The sequence below is a fragment of the Pseudoxanthomonas suwonensis genome (assembly GCF_000972865.1).
GTDB classification, from domain to species: Bacteria; Pseudomonadota; Gammaproteobacteria; order Xanthomonadales; family Xanthomonadaceae; genus Pseudoxanthomonas; species Pseudoxanthomonas suwonensis_B.
This window is the reverse complement of sequence record NZ_CP011144.1, coordinates 1,381,291-1,405,709: the sequence shown is the minus strand read 5'-3', so window position 1 is coordinate 1,405,709 and position 24,419 is coordinate 1,381,291. Positions and strand designations below refer to the sequence as shown.

The 24,419-nt window shown below is 70.1% G+C and carries 18 protein-coding genes and 1 pseudogene; 12 read left to right on the top strand and 7 right to left on the bottom strand.

What is annotated here, in order from left to right:
* Positions 1-69: 69 nt before the first annotated feature.
* The 9 genes from WQ53_RS05930 (at position 70) to WQ53_RS05890 (ending at position 12,144) form a co-directional block, all read left to right on the top strand.
* The gene (locus tag WQ53_RS05930; RefSeq protein ID WP_082112876.1) at positions 70-1,815 is read left to right on the top strand and encodes a glycoside hydrolase family 43 protein; all 1,746 of its coding nucleotides are present in this window, start codon (positions 70-72) and stop codon (positions 1,813-1,815) included.
* Between the two features lie 22 nt (positions 1,816-1,837).
* Positions 1,838-4,582 (top strand): glycoside hydrolase family 3 protein, encoded by a 2,745-nt coding sequence (locus WQ53_RS05925; protein ID WP_082112875.1) that lies wholly within the window; start codon positions 1,838-1,840, stop codon positions 4,580-4,582.
* 136 nt (positions 4,583-4,718) lie between these two features.
* On the top strand, positions 4,719-6,239 hold the full coding sequence (locus tag WQ53_RS05920) for a mannitol dehydrogenase family protein (protein WP_052631217.1): 1,521 nt from the start codon (positions 4,719-4,721) through the stop codon (positions 6,237-6,239).
* Between the two features lie 351 nt (positions 6,240-6,590).
* Positions 6,591-7,409 carry a fumarylacetoacetate hydrolase family protein gene (locus WQ53_RS05915; RefSeq protein WP_052631216.1) on the top strand — a complete coding sequence of 273 codons (819 nt, stop codon included), beginning with the start codon at positions 6,591-6,593 and terminating at the stop codon, positions 7,407-7,409.
* Positions 7,406-9,418, top strand: coding sequence for a YjhG/YagF family D-xylonate dehydratase (locus tag WQ53_RS05910; RefSeq protein WP_052631215.1), 2,013 nt, complete (start codon positions 7,406-7,408; stop codon positions 9,416-9,418). Before WQ53_RS05915 ends, WQ53_RS05910 begins: the two co-directional genes overlap by 4 nt.
* A 77-nt stretch (positions 9,419-9,495) precedes the next feature.
* Positions 9,496-10,809 carry a gluconate:H+ symporter gene (locus WQ53_RS05905; protein ID WP_052631214.1) on the top strand — a complete coding sequence of 438 codons (1,314 nt, stop codon included), beginning with the start codon at positions 9,496-9,498 and terminating at the stop codon, positions 10,807-10,809.
* 153 nt (positions 10,810-10,962) lie between these two features.
* Complete coding sequence (locus tag WQ53_RS05900; protein WP_052631213.1) at positions 10,963-11,403, top strand: hypothetical protein; 441 nt, start codon at positions 10,963-10,965, stop codon at positions 11,401-11,403.
* Positions 11,404-11,498: 95 nt separating this feature from the next.
* The gene (locus WQ53_RS05895; RefSeq protein WP_052631212.1) at positions 11,499-11,777 is read left to right on the top strand and encodes a hypothetical protein; all 279 of its coding nucleotides are present in this window, start codon (positions 11,499-11,501) and stop codon (positions 11,775-11,777) included.
* A gap of 148 nt (positions 11,778-11,925) precedes the next feature.
* Positions 11,926-12,144: a hypothetical protein gene (locus WQ53_RS05890; RefSeq protein WP_144409238.1), complete on the top strand. Its 219-nt coding sequence runs from the start codon at positions 11,926-11,928 to the stop codon at positions 12,142-12,144.
* Between the two features lie 81 nt (positions 12,145-12,225).
* On the opposite strand, the gene WQ53_RS16640 is transcribed toward WQ53_RS05890, so the two are convergent.
* Positions 12,226-12,477, bottom strand: coding sequence for a hypothetical protein (locus WQ53_RS16640; RefSeq protein ID WP_144409237.1), 252 nt, complete (start codon positions 12,475-12,477; stop codon positions 12,226-12,228).
* 136 nt (positions 12,478-12,613) lie between these two features.
* Positions 12,614-12,788, bottom strand: a pseudogene (locus WQ53_RS17240) (endo-1,4-beta-xylanase); the annotation flags it as partial.
* Between the two features lie 109 nt (positions 12,789-12,897).
* Between WQ53_RS17240 and WQ53_RS05885 the strand changes: the two are divergent.
* The 3 genes from WQ53_RS05885 to WQ53_RS05875 all read left to right on the top strand — a co-directional run bounded on the left by WQ53_RS05885 (position 12,898) and on the right by WQ53_RS05875 (position 14,083).
* Entirely contained in the window at positions 12,898-13,239 is a 342-nt protein-coding gene (locus tag WQ53_RS05885) for a DUF1801 domain-containing protein (RefSeq protein ID WP_052631210.1), read from the top strand.
* A 72-nt stretch (positions 13,240-13,311) separates the two neighbouring features.
* Complete coding sequence (locus tag WQ53_RS05880; protein ID WP_052631209.1) at positions 13,312-13,659, top strand: DUF2200 domain-containing protein; 348 nt, start codon at positions 13,312-13,314, stop codon at positions 13,657-13,659.
* Between the two features lie 217 nt (positions 13,660-13,876).
* Complete coding sequence (locus WQ53_RS05875) at positions 13,877-14,083, top strand: PDZ domain-containing protein (RefSeq protein ID WP_158497813.1); 207 nt, start codon at positions 13,877-13,879, stop codon at positions 14,081-14,083.
* 64 nt (positions 14,084-14,147) lie between these two features.
* Here WQ53_RS05875 and WQ53_RS05870 read toward each other — a convergent pair whose 3' ends face one another.
* From WQ53_RS05870 to WQ53_RS05850, 5 genes are all read right to left on the bottom strand, one after another.
* Positions 14,148-15,287: an endo-1,4-beta-xylanase gene (locus WQ53_RS05870; protein WP_052631207.1), complete on the bottom strand. Its 1,140-nt coding sequence runs from the start codon at positions 15,285-15,287 to the stop codon at positions 14,148-14,150.
* A gap of 274 nt (positions 15,288-15,561) precedes the next feature.
* Complete coding sequence (gene galB / locus WQ53_RS05865; RefSeq protein WP_052631206.1) at positions 15,562-18,273, bottom strand: beta-galactosidase GalB; 2,712 nt, start codon at positions 18,271-18,273, stop codon at positions 15,562-15,564.
* 148 nt (positions 18,274-18,421) lie between these two features.
* Positions 18,422-19,843, bottom strand: coding sequence for a glucuronate isomerase (uxaC, locus tag WQ53_RS05860; protein ID WP_052631205.1), 1,422 nt, complete (start codon positions 19,841-19,843; stop codon positions 18,422-18,424).
* A gap of 44 nt (positions 19,844-19,887) precedes the next feature.
* A complete protein-coding gene (locus WQ53_RS05855; protein WP_052631204.1) occupies positions 19,888-22,752 on the bottom strand; it encodes a glycosyl hydrolase 115 family protein in 2,865 nt (954 codons plus the stop codon).
* A 90-nt stretch (positions 22,753-22,842) separates the two neighbouring features.
* The gene (locus WQ53_RS05850; protein ID WP_052631203.1) at positions 22,843-24,153 is read right to left on the bottom strand and encodes an MFS transporter; all 1,311 of its coding nucleotides are present in this window, start codon (positions 24,151-24,153) and stop codon (positions 22,843-22,845) included.
* Positions 24,154-24,419 lie beyond the last annotated feature (266 nt).

Below are 24,419 nucleotides of genomic sequence, written 5' to 3'. Positions count from 1 at the left end.
CCCCGCCTACGCGGGGACGACGGGGGAATGGGGCGCGGAGGGGTGAACGCGGTGCGGGGAACCCAATCGATGCGAGGAGCGAGAACGGTGCGAGGAACAGCGGCGGTGCGAGGAGCGAAGGGGTTACTGGTCGGCACGCTTGCGGTGCTGCTGGCCGCCTGCGGCGCCGACAGGTCCGCGGACGGGCGCGCCGGCGCGGACACCGCCGCGCCCGCGTACTTCGACTGGTTCGAATACACCGGCCGCGACGAAGCCTTCGAGGCGCCACTGCCCGACGGCAGCTTCCGCAACCCGATCCTGGCCGGTTTCCATTCCGACCCCAGCATCGTCGCCGCGCGCGGCAAGTTCTACATGGTGCACTCCACCTTCACCTTCTTCCCCGGCATCCCGGTGTTCGAGAGCGAGGACCTGGTGCACTGGACCCAGGTCGGCAACGTCATCCACCGCCCGGAGCAACTGGACTTCGACGGGCTGCGCGTGTCGCGCGGCGTGTTCGCGCCGGCGATCGAGTACCACGACGGCACCTTCTACGTGGTCAACACCGCGGTGGACAGCGGCGGCAACTTCATCGCCACCGCGACCGACCCGGCCGGTCCCTGGTCGGACCCGTTCTGGCTGCCCGGCATCGGCGGCATCGACCCGTCGCTGTTCTTCGACGACGACGGCCGGGTCTACATCCTCAACAACGACGAACCCGAAGTCCCGGTGCGCTACGACGGCCACCGCGCGATCTGGCTGCAGGAGATCGACATCGCCGGCAAGCGGCCGTTCGGCCCGCGCAAGGTGCTGATCGACGGCGGGATCAAGCCGGAGGAGAACCCGATCTGGATCGAGGGGCCGCACATCTACAAGGTCGACGGCTGGTACTACCTGTCCGACGCCGAGGGCGGCACCGGCCCGCAGCACTCGCAGGTGGTGCTGCGCAGCCGCGACGTGTGGGGACCGTACCAGTCCTACGACCACAACCCGATCCTGACCCAGCGCGACCTCGATCCGCAGCGCCCGCTGCCGGTGACCAACGCCGGCCACGCCGACCTGGTGCAGGGGCCGGACGGCAGCTGGTGGGCCGTGTTCCTGGCCAGCCGCAACTACGGCGTGGACCACTACAACACCGGGCGCGAGACCTTCCTGCTGCCGGTGACCTGGAAGGACGGCTGGCCGACGATCCTGCCGCCGGGCGAGGCCATTCCCTACGTCCTGCCCGGGCCGTCGTTCATGCGGCGCCCGGCCGAGCAGGCACCGATGACCGGCAACTTCACCTGGCGCGACGAATTCGACCAGCCGCAGCTGGGACTGGGCTGGATGTCGGTGCGGGTACCCAAGCAGGCATGGTTCGACTTCGCCGCGCGTCCGGGCCAGCTGACGATCCACCCGCTCGCCGAGGGCCTGGACACGCTGAAGAACCCCGCGTTCCTGGCGCGTCGCCAGCAGCACCTGCGTTTCGACGCCAGCCTGGCGCTGGAACTGCCGGAAGCGGGCACCGCCGCCGGACTGGCCGCGTTCCAGAGCGAGCAGTACTGGTACTTCCTCGGCGTGCGCCGCGCGGGCGATGGCGCCGAGCTGTTCCTGGAGAAGCGCGGCGGCGAGGCGTCGCCCGCGGTCGTGGCCACGCAGGCCATCGCGGCCGCCGGCGAGCTGAAGCTGAGGATCAGCGGCGACGAGGGCGCCTATTCCTTCGCCTACGACGCCGACGGGCAGGGCTGGCAGCCGCTGCTGGAAGGCGACGACGGCACCATCCTGAGCACGGACGTGGCCGGCGGTTTCGTCGGCGCCACGCTCGGACCGTTCGCGCGCGACGAGCGCGCAAGAAACTAGGCCATCGAGGGGGAAGGGACACATGCAGTCGATCAGCGCAGCGGTCACCGGAGCGAATGCGTCGTCCATCCCCACGCCGCGCCCGCGCGCGCTGGCCTGCTGGTGCGCCGCCGCGCTGCTGGCCACGCTGCCGGTGCTGCAAGCACATGCCGCTGACGCCAGGCCGTGGCTGGACACCCGGCGCAGCTTCGAGGAGCGCGCCGCGGCGCTGGTCGCGCAGATGACCCTGGAGGAGAAGGCCGCGCAGATGCAGAACGACTCCCCGGCGATCGAGCGCCTGGGGGTGCCGGCCTACGACTGGTGGAACGAGGCGCTGCACGGCGTGGCCCGCGCCGGCGCGGCCACCGTGTTCCCGCAGGCGATCGGCATGGCCGCGACCTTCGACGTGCCGCTGATGGACCAGGTCTCCAGGGTGATCAGCGACGAGGCCCGCGCCAAGCACCACCGCTTCCTCGCCGAGGGCCAGCACGGCCGCTACCAGGGCCTGACCTACTGGTCGCCGAACATCAACATCTTCCGCGACCCGCGCTGGGGCCGCGGCCAGGAGACCTACGGCGAGGATCCGTACCTGACCTCGCGCCTGGGCGTGTCCTTCGTGCGCGGCCTGCAGGGCGACACGCCCGACGGCCGGCCGCTGGATCCGACCCACCGCAAGCTCGACGCCACCGCCAAGCACTTCGCCGTGCACAGCGGCCCGGAGGCCGACCGCCACACCTTCGACGTGCATCCGTCGAAGCGCGACCTCTACGACACCTACCTGCCGGCGTTCGAAGCGCTGGTGAAGGAAGCCGACGTGGCTGCGGTGATGGGCGCCTACAACCGTGTCTACGGCGAGTCGGCCAGCGCCAGCAGGTTCCTGACCGAGCAGATCCTGCGCGGCGACTGGGGCTACCAGGGCTACGTGCTGTCGGACTGCTGGGCGGTGGTCGACATCTGGAAGAACCACAAGATCGTGGCCACGCCCGAGGAGGCCGCGGCGCTGGCGGTGAAGAACGGCACCCAGCTCGACTGCGGCGACACCTACGCCGCCGCGATTCCGGTGGCGGTGCGCAAGGGCCTGCTGCCGGAGGCCGAAGTGGACAAGGCGGCGACCCGGCTGCTCGCCGCGCGCATGCGCCTGGGCATGTTCGATCCGCCGGAAACAGTGAAGTGGGCGCAGATCCCGTACTCGGTGAACCAGTCGCCGCAGCACGACGCGCTGGCGCGCAAGGTCGCGCAGGAGTCGATCGTGCTGCTGAAGAACGACGGCGTGCTGCCGCTGCCGCGCGACCTCAGGCGCATCGCCGTGGTCGGCCCCACCGCCGACGACACCATGGCGCTGCTGGGCAACTACTACGGCACCCCGGCCGACCCGGTCACCGTCCTGCGCGGGATCCGCGAGGCGCTGCCGCAGGCCGAGGTGGTGTACGCGCGCGGCGCGGACCTGGTCGAGGGCCGCGACGATCCGGCGGCCACGCCGCTGATCGAACCGCAGTACCTGCGGCCGTCGCCCGGCTCGACCGAGCGCGGCCTGCGCGGCGAATACTTCCGCAACAAGGACCTGTCCGGCGAGCCGACGCTGGTGCGCGTGGATCCGCAGATCGGCTTCCGCTGGGACCGCGGCTCGCCGACCGACAACCTGCAGGCACGCGGCGAGGCCGGCCCGGGCCAGGTCCTGCCCAACGACGGCTTCGGCATCCGCTGGAGCGGCCAGCTGCTGCCGCCGGTGTCGGGCAGCTACCGGATCGAGGCCGCGGCCAACGACGGCGTCCGCCTGAGCCTGGACGACAAACCGCTGCTCGAACGCTGGGAGAACGCCGACCGCCTGCGCGCCGACAGCGCCAGCGTCGAGCTGGAAGGCGGCCGCGCCTACGACCTGGTGCTGGAGTACTACGAGAACGAGCGCGACGCCGCCGTGCGCCTGGCCTGGGACCTGCCGGGGGCGAAGTCGCCGTTCGAGGAGGCACTGGACGCCGCGCGCGGCGCGGACGCGGTGGTGTTCGTCGGCGGCCTGACCGGCGACGTGGAAGGCGAGGAGATGACGGTCAACTACCCGGGCTTCGCCGGCGGCGACCGCACCGACATCCGCCTGCCGGCGACCCAGCAGACGCTGCTCGAGGCGCTGCACGCGACCGGCAAGCCGGTGGTGGTGGTGCTGACCACCGGGTCGGCGATCGGCGTGGACTGGGCCAAGGAGCACGTCCCCGGGATCGTGGTGGCCTGGTACCCGGGCCAGCGCGGCGGCACTGCGGTGGCCGACGTCCTGTTCGGCGACGCCAATCCCGCCGGCCGCCTGCCGGTGACCTTCTACCAGGCCGACGAGAAGCTGCCGGCGTTCGAGGACTACGCGATGGACGGGCGTACGTACCGCTATTTCGAAGGCGAGCCGCTGTACCCGTTCGGCCACGGCCTGTCCTACACCACGTTCGACTACTCCGGGCTGGCGCTGGACCGCGCCGGCACCACGCGCGGCGAAGCGCTGAAGGCCACGGTCAAGGTGCGCAACAGCGGCCAGCGCGCCGGCGACGAAGTGGTGCAGCTGTACGTGCGCGCGCTCGAACCGCGCGCGGGGCTGCCGCTGAAGGCGCTGCGCGGGTTCCAGCGCGTGCACCTGCAGCCGGGCGAGGAGCGGGAGCTGGCCTTCGAGCTGGTCCCGGACAGGGACCTGCGCCACTACGACGAATCGAAGCAGGCCTACACCGTCGATGCCGGCGGCTACGAGCTGCAGGTCGGCGCCTCCAGCGCCGACATCCGCGCCCGTGCCCGGTTCGAGGTGCAGGCGCAATGACGCGTTCCAGCCGGCCATCCTTCTTCTCTCCAGGGGATGGCCGGTCGAGGCGGGGCGGAGCCGGCGGAACTCCCAGGCCGTCGGCTTCGCCATCGCCTCGTTTTCTATCCGCCGCCGCCTTCCACGCAGGACCCCGATGACCGAACCGGCCGTGCCCACGCTTCCCCGCCTTTCCGACGCGACCCTGGCCGGCCTGCCGGCGCAGGTCGCGCTGCCGGCCTACGACCGCGCCAGGACCCGGATCGGCATCGTCCATTTCGGCCCGGGCGCGTTCCACCGCGCCCACCAGGCGGCCTATGTCGACGACCTGCTCGCCACCGACCCGGACTGGGCGATCAGCGCGGTGTCGCTGCACAGCACCGGCGTGCGCGATGCACTGCGCCCGCAGGACGGGCTGTACACGCTGGTCCTGCTGGGCGAACTCGTACCCGATGGACAGCCGCAGCTGCGGGTGGTCGGCTCGATCCGCGAGGTCCTGTGCGCGCCCGACGAGCGCGAGGCGGTGCTGGCGCGGCTGGTCGACCCGGACGTGCGCCTGGTGACCCTGACCATCACCGAGAAGGGCTACTGCCTGTCCGCCGACGGTATCGACCTGGCCCACCCGGACATCGTCCACGACCTGGCCGCGCCGGAGGCGCCGGTCAGTGCCATCGGCTGGCTGGTCGCCGGCCTGCGCCTGCGCCGCCAGCGCGGCGCCGAGCCCTACACCGTGCTCAGCTGCGACAACCTGGCCGACAACGGCGGCCGCCTGCGCCGCGCGGTGCTGCAGTACGCGCGGCAGCTGGACGCACGGCAACTGGAGGCGGGGCTGGCCGGCTGGATCGAGACCGAGGTCGCCTTCCCGCGTTCGATGGTCGACAGCATCACCCCGGCCAGCGACGACGCGCTGCGCGCCGACGTGGCCGCGCGGCTGGGCCGCGACGACGCCTGGCCGGTGCAGCGCGAGCCGTACACGCAGTGGGTGGTCGAGGACGACTTCCGCAACGGCCGCCCGCCGCTGGAGCGCGCCGGGGTGGTGCTCAGCAACGACATCGCCGGCTATGACCGGGCCAAGCTGCGCCTGCTCAACGCGCCGCATTCGGCGCTGGCCTACCTCGGCTCGCTGATGGCGCTGGAAACGGTGGCCGACGCGATGCGCGCGCCGGCGCTGGCCGGCTTCGTCGAGCGGCTGATGGGCCAGGACATCGTGCCTTCGCTGGAACTGCCGCGCGGTTTCGATGCCGACGCCTACGTCGCCGCGATCCTGGCCCGCTTCCGCAACCCGGCCATCCGCCACCTGCTGGCGCAGATCGCCTGGGACGGCTCGCAGAAGCTGCCGGTGCGCCTGCTCGGCACGATCGCCGATGCGCTCGCCGCCGGACGCGACATCGACCGGCTGTGCCTGCCGGTGGCCGGCTGGATGCGCTTCGTGCGCCGGCAGGCGAACGCGGGCGTGGCCATCGTCGATCCGCTGGCCGACCAGTTGGCCGGCATCGGCCTGCGCACCACCGGCGAGGCCGAGCACGACGTCGCCGCGTTCCTCGCGCTGGACACGGTGTTCGCGCCGCTGTCGGCCGACGCGCGCTTCGTTGCCGCGCTGCGCCGGGCCTATGCCGCGCTGGGCGACGGTACCCCGGCGGCGGTGGCTGCCGCGCTGGCCGCGGACGGGCAGGCCTGAGCATGCAGCGCACCGGCCGCATCTGCGCGTCCGAGTTGCAGTCGGCTCCGGGAGCTTCCAGGTCGCGGCTCCGTTCACAGGCGACGACCGGTGCACGGCTTTTTGCGTAGGAGCGGGCATGACCGCGACAAGGGCGTCGGAATCATGAAGACGTCGCCTGAGCCGACGGCGTCGGGTCGCGGTCATGCCCGCTCCTGCAAGAGACAACCCGCCGCAGGTCTTTTCCCTCCCTTTCGCCGCAGGCGAAGGGGAGGGCCGGGGAGGGGTGCTCTTGCTGTTGCTTCAACCTCAAAGTCGGTGGAGCTTCCGCACCGGATGTAGTGCTTCCCCTCCCAGCCGTTGGAGTCCGCCATGCCCGCGTACCTCACCCGCCATGCCACCGCTGCCGGCCCGCGGTGGGCGCTCGACGGCCGCTACTTGCCGGCGGACTTCATCCTCGGCGAGTGGCTGGCGCTGCCGGCGGATACGGCGCAGGCGCAGTTGGCCGACGCCACCCGTGGCGACACGGCGGACGCGCCGCTGCTGGCGCCGATCGAGGACACGCAGGAAGCCTGGGCCAGCGGCGTGACCTACCTCAGCAGCCGGCTGGCGCGCGAGGCCGAGTCGCAGAGCGCGGACGTCTACCAGAAGGTCTATTCGGCCGAGCGGCCGGAACTGTTCTTCAAGGCCAACGGCTGGCGCGTGCGTGGCGCCGGCGAGGACATCCGCATCCGCGGCGACAGCCGCTGGAACGTGCCCGAGCCGGAGCTGGTGCTGCTGCTGGACGCGGCCGGCGCGATCCGCGGCTACACGGTCGGCAACGACGTCTCCTCGCGCAGCATCGAGGGCGAGAACCCGCTGTACCTGCCGCAGGCCAAGGTCTACGACGGCGCCTGCGCGATCGGCCCCGGCATCCGCCTGTGCGCGGCCGACACCATGCGCGACCTGCCGATCGCGCTGGACATCGTCCGCGACGGCGCCTCGGCCTTCGCCGGCCACACCCGCACCTCGCAGATCAAGCGCGGCCTGGACGAACTGGCCGGCTTCCTGTTCCGCGAACTGGCGTTCCCGCAGGGCGCGTTCCTGTTCACCGGCACCGGGGTCGTGCCCGGCGAGGACTTCAGCCTGCGGCCCGGCGACGTGGTCCGCATCGACATCGACGGCCTACTGCTCGAGAACCCCGTGCAATGAACGCGCGCGACGCCGGCCTCGACGCGATCCTCGGCGATGGCGTGCCGATCGCCGCCACCCGCACTTCCGGCGAAGGACCGCACGGGCACCTGCCGATCGACGCGCGGATGCTGCGCGAGGCGCCCAGCGGCGACCTGTTCGGCCTGACCCAGAACGCCGGCATGGGCTGGCGCGCTAGCGAAGTGGCGCGCGACCCGTACCTGATCGTCAGCACCCAGGGCGGCCTGCGCGCCGCCGACGGCCGCCCGGTCGCGCTGGGCCTGCACACCGGCCACTGGGAGATCGACCGGCTGGTGCAGGCGGCGGCGGAGACCTTCGCCGCGCACGGCGGGCTGCCGTTCTCGGTGATGTGCTCGGACCCGTGCGACGGCCGCACCCAGGGCACCACCGGCATGTTCGACAGCCTGCCGTACCGCAACGACGCGGCCATCGCCATGCGCCGGCTGATCCGTTCGCTGCCCACGCGCCGCGGCGTGCTCGGCGTGGCCACCTGCGACAAGGGCCTGCCGGCGATGATGCTGGCGCTGGCCGGCTGCGGCGACCTGCCCGGCGTGATCGTGCCCGGCGGCGTGACCCTGCCGGCGCGCGGCGCCGAGGACGCGGGCAAGGTGCAGACCATCGGCGCGCGCTTCGCCCATGGCCTAATCGACCTGGAGCACGCCGCGGCGATGGGCTGCCGCGCCTGCGGCTCGCCCGGCGGCGGCTGCCAGTTCCTGGGCACCGCGGCGACCGCGCAGGTGATCGCCGAGGCGCTGGGGATCGCGCTGCCGCACAGCGCGCTGGCGCCCTCGGGCGAGCCGGTGTGGGCCGACATGGCACGACGCTCGGCGCTGGCACTGATGCGGCTGGCGCAGGACGGCACGCCGCTGTCGGCGATCCTGACCCGCCAGGCGGTGGAGAACGCGCTGCTGGTGCACGCGGCCTTCGGCGGTTCCACCAACCTGCTGCTGCACGTGCCGGCGATCGCCCACGCCGCCGGCGTGGCGCGACCGACCGTGCAGGACTGGATCGCCGCCAACCGCGCCACCCCGCGGCTGGTCGACGCGCTGCCCAACGGCCCGCGCCACCATCCCACCGTGCAGGTGTTCATGGCCGGCGGCGTGCCCGAGGTGATGCTGCACCTGCGCGACATGGGCCTGCTGCACCTGGACGTGCCGACCGTCAGCGGCCGGACGCTCGGTGAGAACCTGGCCTGGTGGGAAGGCAGCGCCACCCGCGCCGCCGCCCGCGCGCGCCTGCGCGAGCTCGACGGGATCGACCCGGGTCACGTCATCATGGGCCCGGACGCGGCGCGCGCGGCCGGGATGACCAGCGCGCTGGTGTTCCCGGTCGGCAACCTCGCGCCCGACGGCTCGGTGATCAAGGCCACCGCCATCGATCCATCGGTGGTCGATGCCGACAATGTCTACCGCCACACCGGGCCGGCGCGCGTGTTCGCCTCCGAGCACGAGGCGATCCGCGCGATCAAGAGCAAGGGCGAGGACGCGCTGCGCGCCGGCGACGTGGTCGTGCTCGCCGGCTGCGGGCCGGCCGGCACCGGCATGGAGGAGACCTACCAGCTCACCTCGGCGCTGAAGTACCTGCCCTGGGGCAAGCACGTGCCGGTACTCACCGACGCGCGCTTCTCCGGCGTGTCCACCGGCGCCTGCGTCGGCCACGTCGGCCCGGAGGCGCTGGCCGGCGGGCCGATCGGGCGGCTGCGCGACGGCGACGTGATCCGGATCGAGATCGACCGCAACACCCTGCAGGGCCGCATCGACTTCGTCGGCGCCGACCCGCAACGCCCGCTCGACCCGCAGCAGGCCGCGGCGCTGCTGGCCGCGCGCGAACCGCATCCGGCGATCGCCGCGCACCCGCGGCTGCCGGACGACACCCGGCTGTGGGCCGCGCTGCAGGAAGCCGGCGGCGGTACCTGGGCCGGATGCGTCTACGACGCCGACGCGATCATCGAGACGCTGCGCGCCGGCCGCGAGGCGCTGGCGCGCAAGCGCGGCGGCGGGCCGGGCTGACATGGCGCGCGCCGGGCCGCCGCCTTGCCGTTGCCCGCTGCGGGCGCACCCCTTCCACCGCGACAGGACGTGACCCGATGTCCCCGATCCTCGTCATCATCGCCGCCATCGCCCTGCAGATCTTCCTGACCGCGCGCAAGGTCAGCCCGTTCCTGTCGCTGCTGCTGGTGGCGATCCTCGCCGGCCTGTGCCTGGGCATGTCGCCCGAGCAGCTGCTCAAGACCATCGACGCCGGCGTCGGCAGCACCCTGGGCGGTCTGGCCCTGGTGATCTGCCTGGGCGCGGTGCTGGGCAAGATCCTGGAGGAGAGCGGGGCGGCGGAGAAGATCGCCGCCACCCTGATCGGCTGCTTCGGCGAGCGCAACATCCAGTGGGCGATGCTGCTGACCGGCTTCCTGGTCGGCATCCCGCTGTACTACAACGCCGGCTTCATCATCCTGGTGCCGCTGGTGCTGACCCTGGCGCGCAAGACCGGGCTGCCGCTGCTGTACATCGCCATCCCCACCGTGGCCTCGCTCAGCACCACCCACTGCTTCCTGCCGCCGCATCCCGGGCCGGTGGTGCTGGTCAACGCCTTCGGCGCCGACATGGGCGTGGTCCTGCTCTACGGCATCGTCATCGCGATCCCGGCGGTGATCGTGGCCGGTCCGTTCCTGAGCCGCTGGATGAAGGCGATCAATCCGCCGGTGCCGGACATCTTCGCCTCGGAAAGCGGTGCGCCGAAGCAACTGCCCGGGGCCTGGCCCTCGTTCGTGATCGCCCTGATGCCGGTGATCCTGATCAGCGTCTCGGTGCTGGCCGACAGCCTGCTGGCCGACGGCGTGGCGAAATCGGCGCTGCTGTTCGTCGGCAGCCCCACGATCGCGCTACTGCTGTCGGTGCTGGCGGGGTTCTGGCAGTTCGGCGTGCGCCGCAAGGTCGACTTCGGGACCCAGACGCGCTGGCTCAACGCCGCCATCTCCGGCATCGCCGTGATCCTGCTGATCATCACCGCCGGCGGCGTGTTCAAGCAGGTGCTGGTCGACAGCGGCACCGGCGACTACATCGCCGCCCTGAGCACGGCCTGGAACATGCCGCCGCTGGTGTTCGCCTGGCTGGTGACGGCGATGCTGCGGGTGATGATCGGCTCGGCCACCGTAGCCGGGATCACCGCCGCCGGCGTGGTCGCGCCGCTGCTGGCCACCTCCGGCGTGTCGCCCGAACTGGCGGTGCTGGCGGTGGGCGCCGGCAGCGTGTTCGGCTCGCACGTCAACGACTCGGCGTTCTGGATGTTCAAGGAGTTCTTCAACCTGTCGATGAAGCAGACCTTCCTGTCGTGGACGGTGATGGAGACGGTGATCTCGATCATCGGCCTGGCGGGAGTGCTGGTGCTGGACCTGGTGCTGGGTTGAGGAGACGAGGCCGGAACCGGCCGGGAGCGTAGCCCCGATCGCCCATCGGGCGGCGGGAGGCGCAATGTTGCGGTCGGCGACGGGGCATGCATACTCGGCGCCACGACAGCAGGTATCCGATGGTTGGCCGTCATTCCACCGAGTGGTAACCCCATGAGATCGACGATCGCGGTCCTTGCCTGCCTGCTCTCCGCCGGCATTCCGGCGCACGCCAGCGAGGCCAGGGCGCAACAGGTATTTGCCGAGTACCAGGCCCGTGCACGGGCTTTCGACCCGGCCGTGGCCGACCTGTATTGCGACACGGCAATCATCCGCAATGTGCGCATGTATCCGGATGGCCAGCAGCGGACCCTCGAGCTGCCCGCTCCAAAGTACAAGGAGCTCATCCGGACGGCCATGCCGCTGGCAAAGGCCAGGGGTGACCACAACACCTATTCGGATATCGAGTTCAACGCCGAGGGCAGCAATGTCCGGATCGCCGCCATCCGCTACTCGGTGCTCAAGGGGTACTCCAGCCCGATTTCCATTCTTGTGGGTTCCTGCAACGGCGGGAAATGGGCCGTTCTGGAAGAGTTGAGCCAATCACGGCCATGACCGCGCCCCGTTCGAGGGGGCATTTCCCGACACGGCTTGGTTCAGGTGTCGGGCTGCTCCACGGCAGTATCGTGATTTCACTGGCAGGAGGATTCATGCGCATCCTAGTTGCTACCGCCATCGCGGCAACCGGCATCATCATCGCGGCCGTTTCCACGGCTATTGCGTCCCAGTCTGCTCCGTCAACTTTCGAGCAATGCGCGGTGCTCTTGCCGCAAGGGAAGGTCTACACCTTCGAGATCACTGGCAGCGTCGATGCTACCGGGGCCGCACCGAAGCTGTCTGGCGAGATGTCGGTCTCCGACGGCACCGAAGTGGACCGCACGGATGAGAGCGCGGCGTTTGGCCAGTGCGTAGCCAAGCTTCTCCGGTAAGGGCGGTCCAACAGCTCCTTCAGGTCGGCTGTTTCGCAGGTCGGCTGGGAGCGTGAAGGTTTCGCCCGATCATTCATGCAGGAAGAATCCGCTTGGCGAGCCGGATTGGCTCGGGCGTTGGCACTCAACTGACGGAATGGGAGACCTGATGATGGCCACCAGCAACAAGGTATTCGTGGTTGTATTTGTCCTGTTTGCAGCCGTGAACATTCTGGACTTCGCGTTCTACGGGCAAGGCATTCGTAGTCTGGTCGGGGCTGCCGGTTTCGCTCTCATGGCCTATGGTTCGTTCAGGAATGCAAATCCTGCGCTTGTCGTCGGCGCCGTGCTCGCGCTTGGCTCGCTTGTCATGAAGTACGTGGCCTGAGTGCCGGCAGTTGTTCATTCGAGCCGGCGCGGCATCGCGGCGCATCAAAACCTGGATGCAGGGATCATGCGGGGAGTGCGGCTACTGGCGGCTGTACTGGTGCTTCTGCTCGGCACCAGCTGTCAATCCTGGCGTGATCATCGGATGCAGTCGCAGGCCGAGCACGATCGCGCGGTTGCACTTGCCAGGATCGACCAGCCCGCTTGCCTGGCCAAAGGCGGGCACATTCGCGCCTTCGGCATGTTCGGAACGCCGGTGTGTGCCATTCCGTTCGCCGATGCCGGCGAAGTGTGTTCCGATAGTTCGGATTGCCTGGGGAAATGCCTGGTCCATGAAAGCGACCTTCCATTCGGCTCAATGAGCGCCGGGCAGTGCCAGCGCGACGACCACCTGGATGGTTGCTGGTCGGAGATACGCGAAGGAAGGGTCGGGGATGGATGGTGCGTTGACTAGATCGCTGGCGTGGCAGTAGCACATCCACGTCCAGCTCGGTGATCATCACCTTGATCCGGAGCGTGGCATAGGTGTCGATCGCCGCCTCGATGTCGGCGGTGGCCGGGTAGTCCAGGCCAGTGGCCTTGCATGCCGATTCCATCGATGTGGATACCGGTGTCCTGCAGCGCCTTGTCCATGCATGCGATCCCGTATCATGGGTACCCGCGGTGGTGTTTGTGTCGGAGCGAGGGGCGATTAGATGCTTCTTGTCCAAAGGCCGGTCCATGGTCAGCTCGGGAAGCACAAGGAGTCGAACCCATGTCGCAGCAAGAATTGGACGCCTGGTTCGCGGCTGTTCCGGTGGCCCAGCAGTCGACCTTGTCGGCATTGCGGGAACTGGTGAAGTCCCTGCAGTCCGACGTTGTCGAGGAGTTCAAGTGGAGCCGGCCGTGCTATTCGACCGCCCGTGGTTTGTTCTGCTATCTGCAGAGCACCAGGAGCCATGCGACCTTGGGCTTCTACCATGGCGCTTCGCTGGTCGATCCCGAGGACCTGTTGGAGGGAACCGGCAAGGAGATGCGCCACGTCAAGGTCAGGGATGCCGCGGCCTGCGCCAGCCCGGCGATCAAGGCGCTCCTGCAACAGGCCGCATCGCAATGACACCGACTTGATGCAGGCGTTGGGATGCCAGGGGACGGCATGCTCGCAGTCCGGTTCATGGGAGGGCAGGTGATGGCCGACCATCGCATCTTCAAGGCGAAGTTCTCGAAGATATATCCGCTGTACGTGCAGAAGGTGGAGCGCAAGAACCGCACCCGGGAGGAGGTCGACCAGGTCATCTGCTGGTTGACCGGCTATAGCCAGGCGGGGCTGCAGCGACAGATCGAGGAGGAAAGCGATCTTGCGACCTTCTTCGCCGAGGCGCCTGCACTCCATCCGAACAGGTTGCTCATCAAGGGCGTGGTGTGCGGCGTTCGCGTGGAGGAGGTCGATGACCCGCTGATGCGGCAGATCCGCTACCTCGACAAGCTGGTCGACGAACTTGCAAAGGGAAGGGCGATCGAGAAGATCCTGCGCTGACGAGCCGGGTTGCAGCCGTGCAACCAAGGCCGGGATCGAATCCGCCAATCTGCCAAGGACAACCCTCTGATGAAAACAGCCGCGCGTTTCGTCCTGATCCTGGTCGTGGGCCTGTTCCTCATGCCGCTGGCGCATGCGCGCGATGGCAGGCTCGGCTTCACCGTCAGCGTGACCGCCGGACCGGTCGCTCCTGGATGCCAGGCTCAAGCAGATCGTGGTGACCGACGTGGCGTCGGCTTCGCCGGCCGAACGGGCGGGGATGAGGGTCGGCGACGTGGTGGAGCGGCTCAATGGCGAGCCGGTGGCGGGAAGCTCGGGCCGCAAGTTCTTCGCGGCGATGGGCAAGGTCAAGCCTGGCGACAGGCTCGACCTGGTCGTACTCCGGGGAGAAGAACCCGTGCCGTTGACGCTGGTCGCCGAGTAACGCGATGGATCGTCCCGGCTGACGCTGCCGCGCGAACGCGGCAGCACTATCCCACCTTGGGGCCCTACTCGAACGGAACCGCCAGCACGGCGTCGAAGGCCGGCTTCGGCCGGTACTGCCGGTCGAACAGCAGTGGATAGTTGGTGCGGTTCGGAATCGGGTAGTCGTTCTTCCATGACATGGGATCGTGCACGCCCCAGATGCTGACCCGGTCGATCCGGTCGCGGCGTCCATGGAAGATACGGAACAGTTCGGCGTAGCGGTCGGCCAGTCGCTTCTGCACTTCGGCCGGCAGGCCGTCCGGATACGGGTCGAGGAAGCGCTTGAACTCCGGCAGCTGGAACTGCGGATGGGCCATGCCCTGGCCGATGATCTGGCCTTCCCTGGTCAGCGGCAGCACGTCCACGTCCAGTTCCGTGATCATCACCTTGACCCCGAGCGCGGCGTAGGCGTCGATCGCCGCCTCGATGTCGGCGGTGGCCGGGTAGTTCAGGCCCCAGTGGCCCTGCATGCCGATGCCGTCGATGCGGATGCCGGCATCCTGCAGCATCCTGACCATGCGCACGATGCCGTCGCGCTTCTCCGGGCGCCAGGCGTTGAAGTCGTTGTAGTACAGCTCGGCATCGGGCGCGTACTGGCTGGCGAAGCGGAAGGCCAGCTTCACCAGTTCGTCGCCGTCGCCGATGCCCTCGACCCACTTGGTCGGCCGGTACTGGCCGTCCTCGCCCATGACTTCGTTGACCACGTCCCAAGCGTGGACACGGCCGGTGTAGCGGCCGGCGACCTGCTCGATGTACTGGCGCATGCGCTCGGCCAGCGCCTCGCGTCCCACCGGCGTGCCGTCGGCGCCGAAGAAGAACCAGTCCGGAGTCTGGTTGTGCCAGACCAGGGTGTGGCCGACGATGAACATGCCGTGCTTCTCGCCGAAGGCGACGAAGGCGTCGGCGGCGGCGAAGTCCCAGGTATCCGGCTGCGGGTTGATCACCTCGGCCTTCATCACGTTCTCGGCGGTGATCGAGTTGAAGTGCAGCGGCACCAGGGCCTGGGCGCGGGCGTCGCGGCCGGAAACGATGTCGTCGTTGACCGCGGTGCCGAGCAGGAAAGCGTCGGCGAAGGCGTCCTTGAGCGTGGTGGGGCGGTCGGCGGCCTTGGCGGGGAGCGCCAGGGCGAGGGCGGCGGCCAGGGCGAGGAGGGGAGTGCGCATGGGGAGGGTCCTGTTCATTGCATCAACTGGGGAACTGATGGCTTGCCGGGCGACAGCAGGCGATTATTTTCGACCTGCCCCGCTTTGAAGCCCCTCTCCCTCCGGGAGAGGGGTTGGGGAGAGGGTTCGGTGAGGTTGCGGCGGTCCAGGCATGCGTCGCTCCGCCGTACCCTCATCCGCCCTTCGGGCACCTTCTACCCCGAGGGCACCTAGTCCCGGAGGGGGAAGGGAGGAGCACTTGCCGCTTCCAGATTGTGCCTTTTTTCCGATTGGCTTACTCCGCCGCCGGAACGGCCAGTGTGGTGATGTCGACACTCGCACCCTGCAGCGACCCGGAACCGGCATGCAGCGTCACCGTGCCGGCCTGCCCGGGCACGCCACGCACGATCGCCAGCGCCAGCCCACTGAAGGCATTGCGCTCGTGCGAAGGAAACGGCGTCAGGTCGGTCGGATCGCCATTGTCGGTGGCGACGACCTCGCCGGGGCCATCGACGCGGAAGACGATGCGCTCGGTGGCGGTCGGCACCGGATGGCCGTCGCCGTCGAGGAAGCGCACGGTGGCGAACGCCAGGTCGCGGCCGTCGGCGGCGATGCGGTCGCGGTCGACCGTCAGCTCGAGCTTCGCCGGCGGACCCGCGGTGCGGACGGTGTCGCCGGCCCAGGGCCGGCCGTCGCGGTACGCCTGCACGTGCAGTTCGCCCGGTTGGTACACCACCTCGTCCCAGCGCAGCCGGTACTCGTACGGTCCCTTCCGCTTGCGCCCCTGCGAGACGCCGTTGACGAACAGTTCGGCCTCGTCGCCGGAGGTGAACACGTGCACCGGCGTGACCTGGCCCTCGCGGCCGGGCCAGGTCCAGTGCGGCAGCAGGTGTGCCATCGGCAGGTCCGGGCGCCAGCGCGACTGGTAGAGGAAGTAGCGGTCCTTGGGGAAGCCGGCGAGGTCGACGATGCCGCTGTAGGAACTGCGCGAGTCGTAGTACGGGGTCGGTTCGCCCAGGTAGTCGAAGCCGTTCCAGACGAACTCGCCGGCCACGTACGGATGCCGGTCGAGGGTGGCGAACACCTTGTCGGCGGTGGAGCCGAAGTCCACCGCGTGCAGCTCGTAGCTGCTGACATGGCGGATCCTCGAATCGCCGCCGCGGCCGTCGCGCACCGGCGCGCTGGCCAGCGGCGAGACCGGGAACAGGTAGATGCCGCGGCTGCTGAAGGCCGAGGCGGTCTCGCTGCCGATGATCACCTTGTCCGGGAACGCGGCGCGGAACGCCGGGTACGACGGCGGCGTGCGGATCCGCTCGGTGCCTTCGAACTCGGCCTCCTGGCGGATGCCCTCGCCCTGGTAGTTGAGGTTGACCACGTCGAAGGCGGCGGGGAAGGGCATGTCGGCCTTGGCCCAGTTCATCGACGCGGTGGTGGGGCGGGTCGGATCCTCTTCGCGCGCGATCGCGGCCAGGCGGCGGCCGAGCGCAGCGCCGGCCTCGCCGTCGTACTGCTCGCCGACCTCGTTGCCCACGCTCCACAGGATCACCGACGGGTGGTTGCGGTCGCGGCGGATCATCGAACGCAGGTCGGCCTCGTGCCACTCCGGGAAGATCCGATGGAAGTCCAGCGGCGTCTTCTTCCTTTCCCAGGAGTCGAACACCTCGTCCACGACCAGGAAACCCATGCGGTCGGTGAGTTCGAGCAGTTGCGGGTCGGGTGGGTTGTGCGCCATCCGGATTGCGTTGACGCCCATGCCGCGCAGGATCTCCAGCTGGCGTTCGGCCGCGCGGAGGTTGAACGCGGCGCCCAGCGCGCCGAGGTCGTGGTGCTGGTTCACCCCGCGCAGCGGGATGTGCTCGCCGTTGACGAGGACGCCGCGGTCCGGGTCCCAGTGCACGTCGCGGATGCCGAAACGGGTCTCGTAGCGGTCGATGGTGCGGCCGCCGCGCGCGAGGGTGGTGACGGCGAGGTAGCGGTGCGGCTGCTGGGTCGGCGGCGGGCCCCACAGGCGCGGACGCTCGATCCGGGTGGAGGACTGCAGGCGCGCGCTGGAACCCGCGGCGACCTCGAGCCGCTGCGGCGCGATGCGGGCGACGGGCTTGCCGGACACGGCGCCGGCGTCGTCGAGGGCGAAGATGTCGGTGGCGACCTGCACCCGCGCCTTGCGGTCGCCGGCGTTGTCCACGTCCACGCGCAGGTTCACCGTCGCGGCCTTGGCCGAGACATCGGTAGTGGTGACGTACGTGCCCCACTGGCCGACATGGACCGGGTCGGCGATGGTCAGCCACAGGTCGCGGTACAGGCCGCCGCCGGGATACCAGCGCGCCGATTCGGGCGGGTTGTCCAGGCGGATGGCGAGCTGGTTGGTTCCGCCGAAGTCGAGGTAGGGCGTGAGGTCCACGCGCCAGGAGTTGTAGCCGTAGGGCCAGCCGCCGACCAGGCGGCCATTGAGCCAGACCGTGGCATAGGACATCGCGCCGCCGACGTCCAGGAACACCGAGCGCGCGGCCATGGCGGCGGGAATATCCAGCGTGCGCCGGTACCAGCCCACGCCCCAGCTCGGCAGGCGGCCCATGCCGCCGTAGGGGCCTTCGGCGATGAACGGGCCGGCGATGGCCCAGTCGTGCGGCAGGGTGACCGCCTCCCAGCCGCTGTCGTCGAACGCGGCCTGGACGAAGGCCACGTCGCTGCCCGGATCGCCGGACGGGCGCGCGTGGTGTTGCGCCGGGTCGGCGATGAAGGCGTTGGCGGTGGGCAGGATCCACGGCTCGAGCACCGGGCGCGCAGCGTCGGTCTTCACCGCTTCGTCGGGACGCGCATCGGCGTCCTTGCCGTCGGCGCTCTGCACGATCTCCGGGCGTACGTCATAGTCCAGGCGACCGTCGATGCCCGGCGGGTCGCCGCGGTGGAAGCGCCAGCCGGTATCGAGGCGGATCTGCTCGCGGGCGGAAGCTGGGACGACGAGGAGAGCCGAGGCAAGGAGGGGTAGGGCCAGGAGCAGGGCCATGCGCCGCAGGCCGCGGAAGGCGGTGAGAGCCGGATGACCTTTTGTAGGAGCCGATTCATCGGCGACACGCCACGCCGGCACAGGCGACTCCCTCATGGCTCCGACGCCCGTGTCGCCCATGAACGGGCTCCTACAGGAGAGCGCATGCTCACAGCCGGTAGGCACGCTTGGGCAGGTGGTAGGCCAGGTCGATGGCCACGTCGGTGGCCTCGTCCTCGTCGATCCGGTGCTCGGCCACCAGCTTGGCCAGCACCGCGCAGTCGATGCGCCGGGCCACGTCGTGCCGGGCCGGGATCGACAGGAACGCGCGGGTATCGTCGTTGAAGCCGATGGTGTTGTAGAAGCCGGCCGTCGCCAGGGTCTGCTCGCGGAAGCGCCACATGCCCTCGGGCGCGTCGTGGAACCACCAGGCCGGGCCGAGGAACAGGCACGGGTAGTGCCCGGCCAGCGGGCCCAGCTCGCGCGAATAGGTGCTCTCGTCCAGGGTGAACAGGATCAGGGTGAAGCGCGGCTCGTTGCCGAAGCGGTCCAGCAGCGGCTTGAGCGCGTGCACGTACTCGGTGCGCAGCGGGATGTCGGCGCCCTTGTCGCGGCCGTAGCGCTCGAACAGCCCGCGGTTGTGGTTGCGGTAGCAGCCCGGGTGGATCTGCATCACCAGCCCGTCGTCCAGGCTCATCGCCGCCATCTCGGTCAGCACCTGGGCGCGGAACAGCTCGGCCTCGTCCGGGGTGGAGCGCCCGGACACGACCTTGGCGAACAGCACCCGCGCCTCGGCCGGCGACAGGTCGGCGGTGGCGCAGGTCGGGTGGCCGTGGTCGCTGGAAGTGGCACCCATCGAGGCGAAGAATGCGCGGCGCTGGCGGTGCGCGCGCAGGTAGCCTTCCCAGCTGTGCACGTCCTCGCCGGTGATCTCGCCGAAGCGGCGCAACGCATCGGGGAACTGCTCGTGCTCGGGATCGACCACCGGGTCGGGCCGGTAGGCGGTGATGACCTTGCCCTTCCAGCCGCTGGCGCGGATCACCGCGTGGTGGTCCAGCGGGTCCAGCGGCGATTCGGTGGTGGCGATCACCTCGATGCCGAAGCGCTCGAACAGCGCGCGCGGGCGGAACTGCGGGGTTTGCAGCGCGGCGGTGATGGTGTCGTAGTACTCGTCGGCGGTGCCGGCGTCCAGGCGCACGCGCAGGCCGAACACGTCGTGGAAGACATGGTTGAGCCACATCGACGACGGCGTGCCGCGGAACAGGTGGAAGCGGTCGGCGAAGGTCCGCCAGGCCGCGCGCGGGTCGACCGCGGCGCGCGAACCGTCCGCGCGCGGGATGCCCAGCGCGTCCAGCGGCACGCCCTGGCTGTAGAGCATGCGGAACACGTAGTGGTCCGGCACCAGCAACAGTTCGGTGGCGTTGGCGAAGGCCTCGTCCTGCGCGAACCAGGCCGGGTCGGTGTGGCCGTGCGGACTGACGATCGGCAGCCCGGCCACCTGCAGGTACAGCCGGCGCGCGATCATCCGTTGCGTAGGATCGGACGGGAACAGGCGGTCGGGGTGCAGTGCCAGGGGCTTGGCGTCGTTCATGGCGGCGAGACCGGGTTGGGTGTGCGGGTAAGCGTGGGTGGCGCTCAGCGACGGGTGCTTTCGACCGGGCCGAGGGTGGTGGGCGGCAGCGGGCGGCGCACGACTTCGATGCGCTGGAACACCAGGCCCGGGTCGACCAGCCACAGCTTGAGCGTGTTGGCGCCGGCGCGCACCCGGTGGCGCGAAACGGACGCATGCGAGTTGTCGATCACCGCCGCTTCCCAGGCGCGGAAGTCGCGATCGCCGGGGGTCGGATCCAGGCGCATGCTGCCCGCCTGCGGCGCTTCGTCGCCGATGGAGACGGCGTAGCGCAGGCCGCCGCGGTGGTGGATGTCCAGCGTCGGCGACATCACCACGCGTACCTCGACTTCGCCTTCATCGTCCATCACCAGCGGGTATTCCAGATGCGCGCTCCCGCCGCCGGGCGTTGCCGGTGCGCCGGTGGCCGGCCATGCGGTCACGCCGGACAGGGTGCGGCCCAGGTGCGGGACCACCTGCCACTGGCCACCGGCCGGGGCCACGGCGCGGCTGTAGTGCTGCGCCTCGATGGCGACCACGCCATTGCCTTCGACGAAGCCGCGGGCACCGCGGTGCGCCGGCGGCTTGTGTACCGGCACGGTGACGGTGACCTCGGTCCAGTCCTTGCCGCGTATCTGGATCTGGCCCTCATGCCGGCCCTCGGGCAGCGCGTTCCAGTCGACCGTGATGCCCAGCGGCACCGCGTCGCTGACCTCGGTGGACGCCGGCGAGACCTTCAGCCACGGCGTCCTGCTGCCGGCGGTGAAGCCGATCGGCTGGCGGCCACGGTTGAACACCACCACCTCGCGCGTGGGCGCTGCGACCGGGTCGAGCTCGGGCAGCCGCGGTCCGTGCAGCGGGTAGGGGAAGGCGCGCGCGTCGCCCTCGACCGCCACGCCGAGCACGCCCTTCTCGGGCACGTCGACCCTGGACAGGTACGGAAGGACGTTGCGCTGCGGCGATTGCCAGTGGGTGTAGCCGATCCGCGGCTGCGCCATCATGCTGGTCCACTTGCCGCCGGCGATGTCCTGCTCGTACACCCGCTGCAGTTCGGCGTCACGTGCGAACAACTCCCGCGCCTTGTCCGCCCAGGCGTTGGCCGAGGCCCGACCCTGTGCCGCGTACAGGCGGTTGCGCGCCACCGCCACGTGCAGGTGGTTGAGGTTGGCGCTGGCCAGCACCGGGTACTCGACCAGCTGGTACCAGGCGTCGCGGTGGCCGGCGGGGATCCGCCGGCCGGTCTCCAGCGTGCGCTCGACCAGCGCGTCCCAGCCGGCCAGCACGCGCTCGGCCTCGCGCTCGTGGATCAGGCTCCAGGTGTCGGGCGAGATCAGTTCCGGCTTGCGGCGCGCGTTGTACTGGGTGTAGCGGGTGAGGATCTCGCCGATGGCCTTGGCATGCTGCGGACCGAACTGCTCGGCGGCCCAGGCGACCGGATAGCGGCCGATCCAGTCCAGGTCCGCCGCATCCGGGTCCCAGGCCTGGTCGAGGAACGCGCTGATCGGCAGTTCCATCGGCTTGATGTCGCCGACATTGACCACCCACAGCCGCTCCACGCCGTGCGCCCAGGCCAGCCGCATCTGCTCCCAGGCGCGCTCGACCTGGGTGGAGTTGATCCACTTGTAGTTGCGCGGTCCGCCGACGTAGTCGAAGTGGTAGTACACGCCGTAGCCGCCCGGGCGCCGGCTGGCCGGGTCGGGGAGGCGGCGGATGTTGCCCCAGTTGTCGTCGGCGAACAGCAGGATGACATCGTCGGGCACGCGCATGCCGGCGTCGAAGTAGTCCTGCACTTCCTTGTACAGCGCCCACACCTGCGGGGTCTGCTCGGCCGGCTTGCCGGTGACCTCGGCGATGATCCGCCGCTGGTCGGCGACGATCCGCTCCAGCAGCGCGGTCGCGGTGCCCTCGGCCATCGCCTCGTCGCCGTCGCCGCGCATGCCCAGGGTCACCACCGCCTCGCGCCCCTGCAGGCGCTCGATGCCGCCGCGCCAGAACGCCTGCAGCGTTTCTGCGTTGCGGGTGTAGTCCCATGGGCCCTTGCCGTAGCGGTTCCACTCGTCGTGGGCGCGCATCATCGGCTCGTGGTGGGTGGTGGCGATGACGATGCCGTACTCGTCGGCGGTGGCCGCGTTGAGTGCATCGTCGTCGTAGAACGCGCGCGGAAGCCACATCGCCGGCCACAGGTAGTTGGCCTTGTGGCGCAGCAACAGCTGGAACACGCGCTCGTAGAAGCGGTGGTCGGCGACGCCGCCGTAGTGGGCCTTGAGCCAGCCGCCGAGGGCCGGGTCCTCGTCGTTGATGAAGATGCCGCGGTACTTCACCTTCGGCGCATCGACGAAGCGCCCCGGCGCCACGTACAGGCTGGAATGCCGCGGCGGCGGCACGTCGGCCCACCAGGTCCAGGGCGAGACGCCGGCCCGGCGCGAGATCTCGTACAGGCCGAAGGCGGTGCCGCGGCGGTCGGCACCGACCACCAGCAGGGCGCGGTCGATGCCCGGTTCGGGCTTTTCGACCACCTGCAGCAGATAGGCCTCCCAGGTGCCGGCCACGCCGGTGGTGTCGATCGCCTTTTCGCGCACGATCCGGTCGATGCGCGCGCTGTGGCCCAGGGTGCCGGCGATGACCGCCATGCGCGGTGCCGCCGAGCCGACCGCGGGCTTGCCGGCGACGGCGGCCAGGTCGCCGCGCAATGCCTCGGCGGCGTGCCGCACGGCGGCGAAGTCGTCTTCCTCCACCAGCACCGGCAGCGGTGTGCCGCGCTCGATCAGGGCCAGGCCACCCGCGATGCGGGCCTCGCAGACGGCTGCCGGCGCGCGGCAGTCAGTGCTGGCGTGCGCCGCACCCGGCAGGACGAGGACACACAGCAGCAGGGCAAGGACAGGTCGGGTCATCTATATGGACTCTCGTAACGTTCGGGGCCGCGACGCACGAGTGCGCCGCGGCCAGGATCGCCTGCGTGCCCGCGGGCACGCAGGCCTGGCTCAGGCGGCCGGCCGCTCCTGCGGAATGGTTTCCAGCCGTGCCGGTTCCAGCCGCGGCGCGAGCAGATGCACCACCAGCAGCGCGACCAGGTAGGCCGAACCGGCCATCAGGAACACCGGCACGTAGCTGCCGGTGGTGTGCAGCAGGAAGCCGACGAAGGTGGCGATCATCATGCCGCCCACCGCGCCGGCGAAGCCGCCCATGCCCACCACCGAGCCGACCGCGTGGCGCGGGAACATGTCCGAGGTCAGGGTGAACACGTTGGCCGACCAGCCCTGGTGGCCGGCGGTGGCCAGGCCGATCAGCGCCACCGCGACCCACAGGTTGTCGGCGCGGACGGCGAAGACGATCGGCACCACGCACAGCGCGCACACCAGCATGGCGCCCTTGCGCGCGCGGTTCACGCTCCAGCCGAGCTTGATGAAGCGGCCGGCCAGCCAGCCACCGGCGATACTGCCGACGTCGGCCATCACGAAGATCACGACCAGCGGCAGGCCCAGCCCGGTCAGGGTCAGGCCGTACTCGGAGTGCAGGAACTTCGGCAGCCAGAACAGGAAGAACCACCAGATCGGATCGGTGAGGAACTTGGCGGCGACGAACGCCCAGGCCTGGCGGAAGCGCACGATCCGCGCCCATGGCACGCGCACCGCCGTCTCGGGCGGGTCGCTGCGGATCCACTGCAGTTCGCTCGAAGACAGGCGCGGCTGCTGCTCCGGCGCGCGGTACCACAGCAGCCAGGTCGCCAGCCACGTGGCGCTGAGCACGCCGGTGACCAGGAACGCGGCCTGCCAGCCCCAGGCCACGGCCACGATCGGCACCATCAGCGGGGCCACGATCGCGCCGATGTTGGAGCCGGAGTTGAAGATGCCCGTGGCGAACGCGCGTTCGCGGCGCGGGAACCACTCGGCCACGGTCTTGATCGCCGCCGGGAAGTTGCCGGCCTCGCCCAGGCCGAGGAAGAAGCGGGCGAGGATGAAGCCGACGACGGTGGCCGCCAGCGCATGGCTCATCGCCGCCACGCTCCACACGGCGATGGCGATCGCGTAGCCGATGCGGGTGCCGAGCTTGTCGATGATCGCGCCGGCGCACAGCAGGCCGATCGCGTAGGCGGCCTGGAACGCGGTGACGATGTAGCCGTACTGGATCTCGTTCCAGCCGATCTCGTCCTGCAGGAACGGCGCCAGCACGCCCAGCACCTGCCGGTCGATGTAGTTGATGGTGGTGGCGGCCAGCAGCATCGCGCAGACGCGCCAGCGGTAGCGCCCGCCCGGACGGCTTGCCGGTATGCCGGCGGCGGCTTCCACGCTCATGCCCGTGCCCCGCACGGCCGCCGCTGGTATCGCTGATCACCCATGTCCCGCCCCTCCCAAGGCACGGCGCAAGCCGCAATTTCTGATAGCGCTATCATTATCACAGCCGACCCCTGCGCGCCCACCGCGTCGCAGCACTTGCCCGGATCCGGGGAAAATCCGCTGAAAACCATGATGCGACGCATCATCGGCGGACCCGGCACACCCCCGCAAAAAGGTCATGCTGCTATGCAGCGTGCACGTTCAGAAATGGTAGCGCTACCATC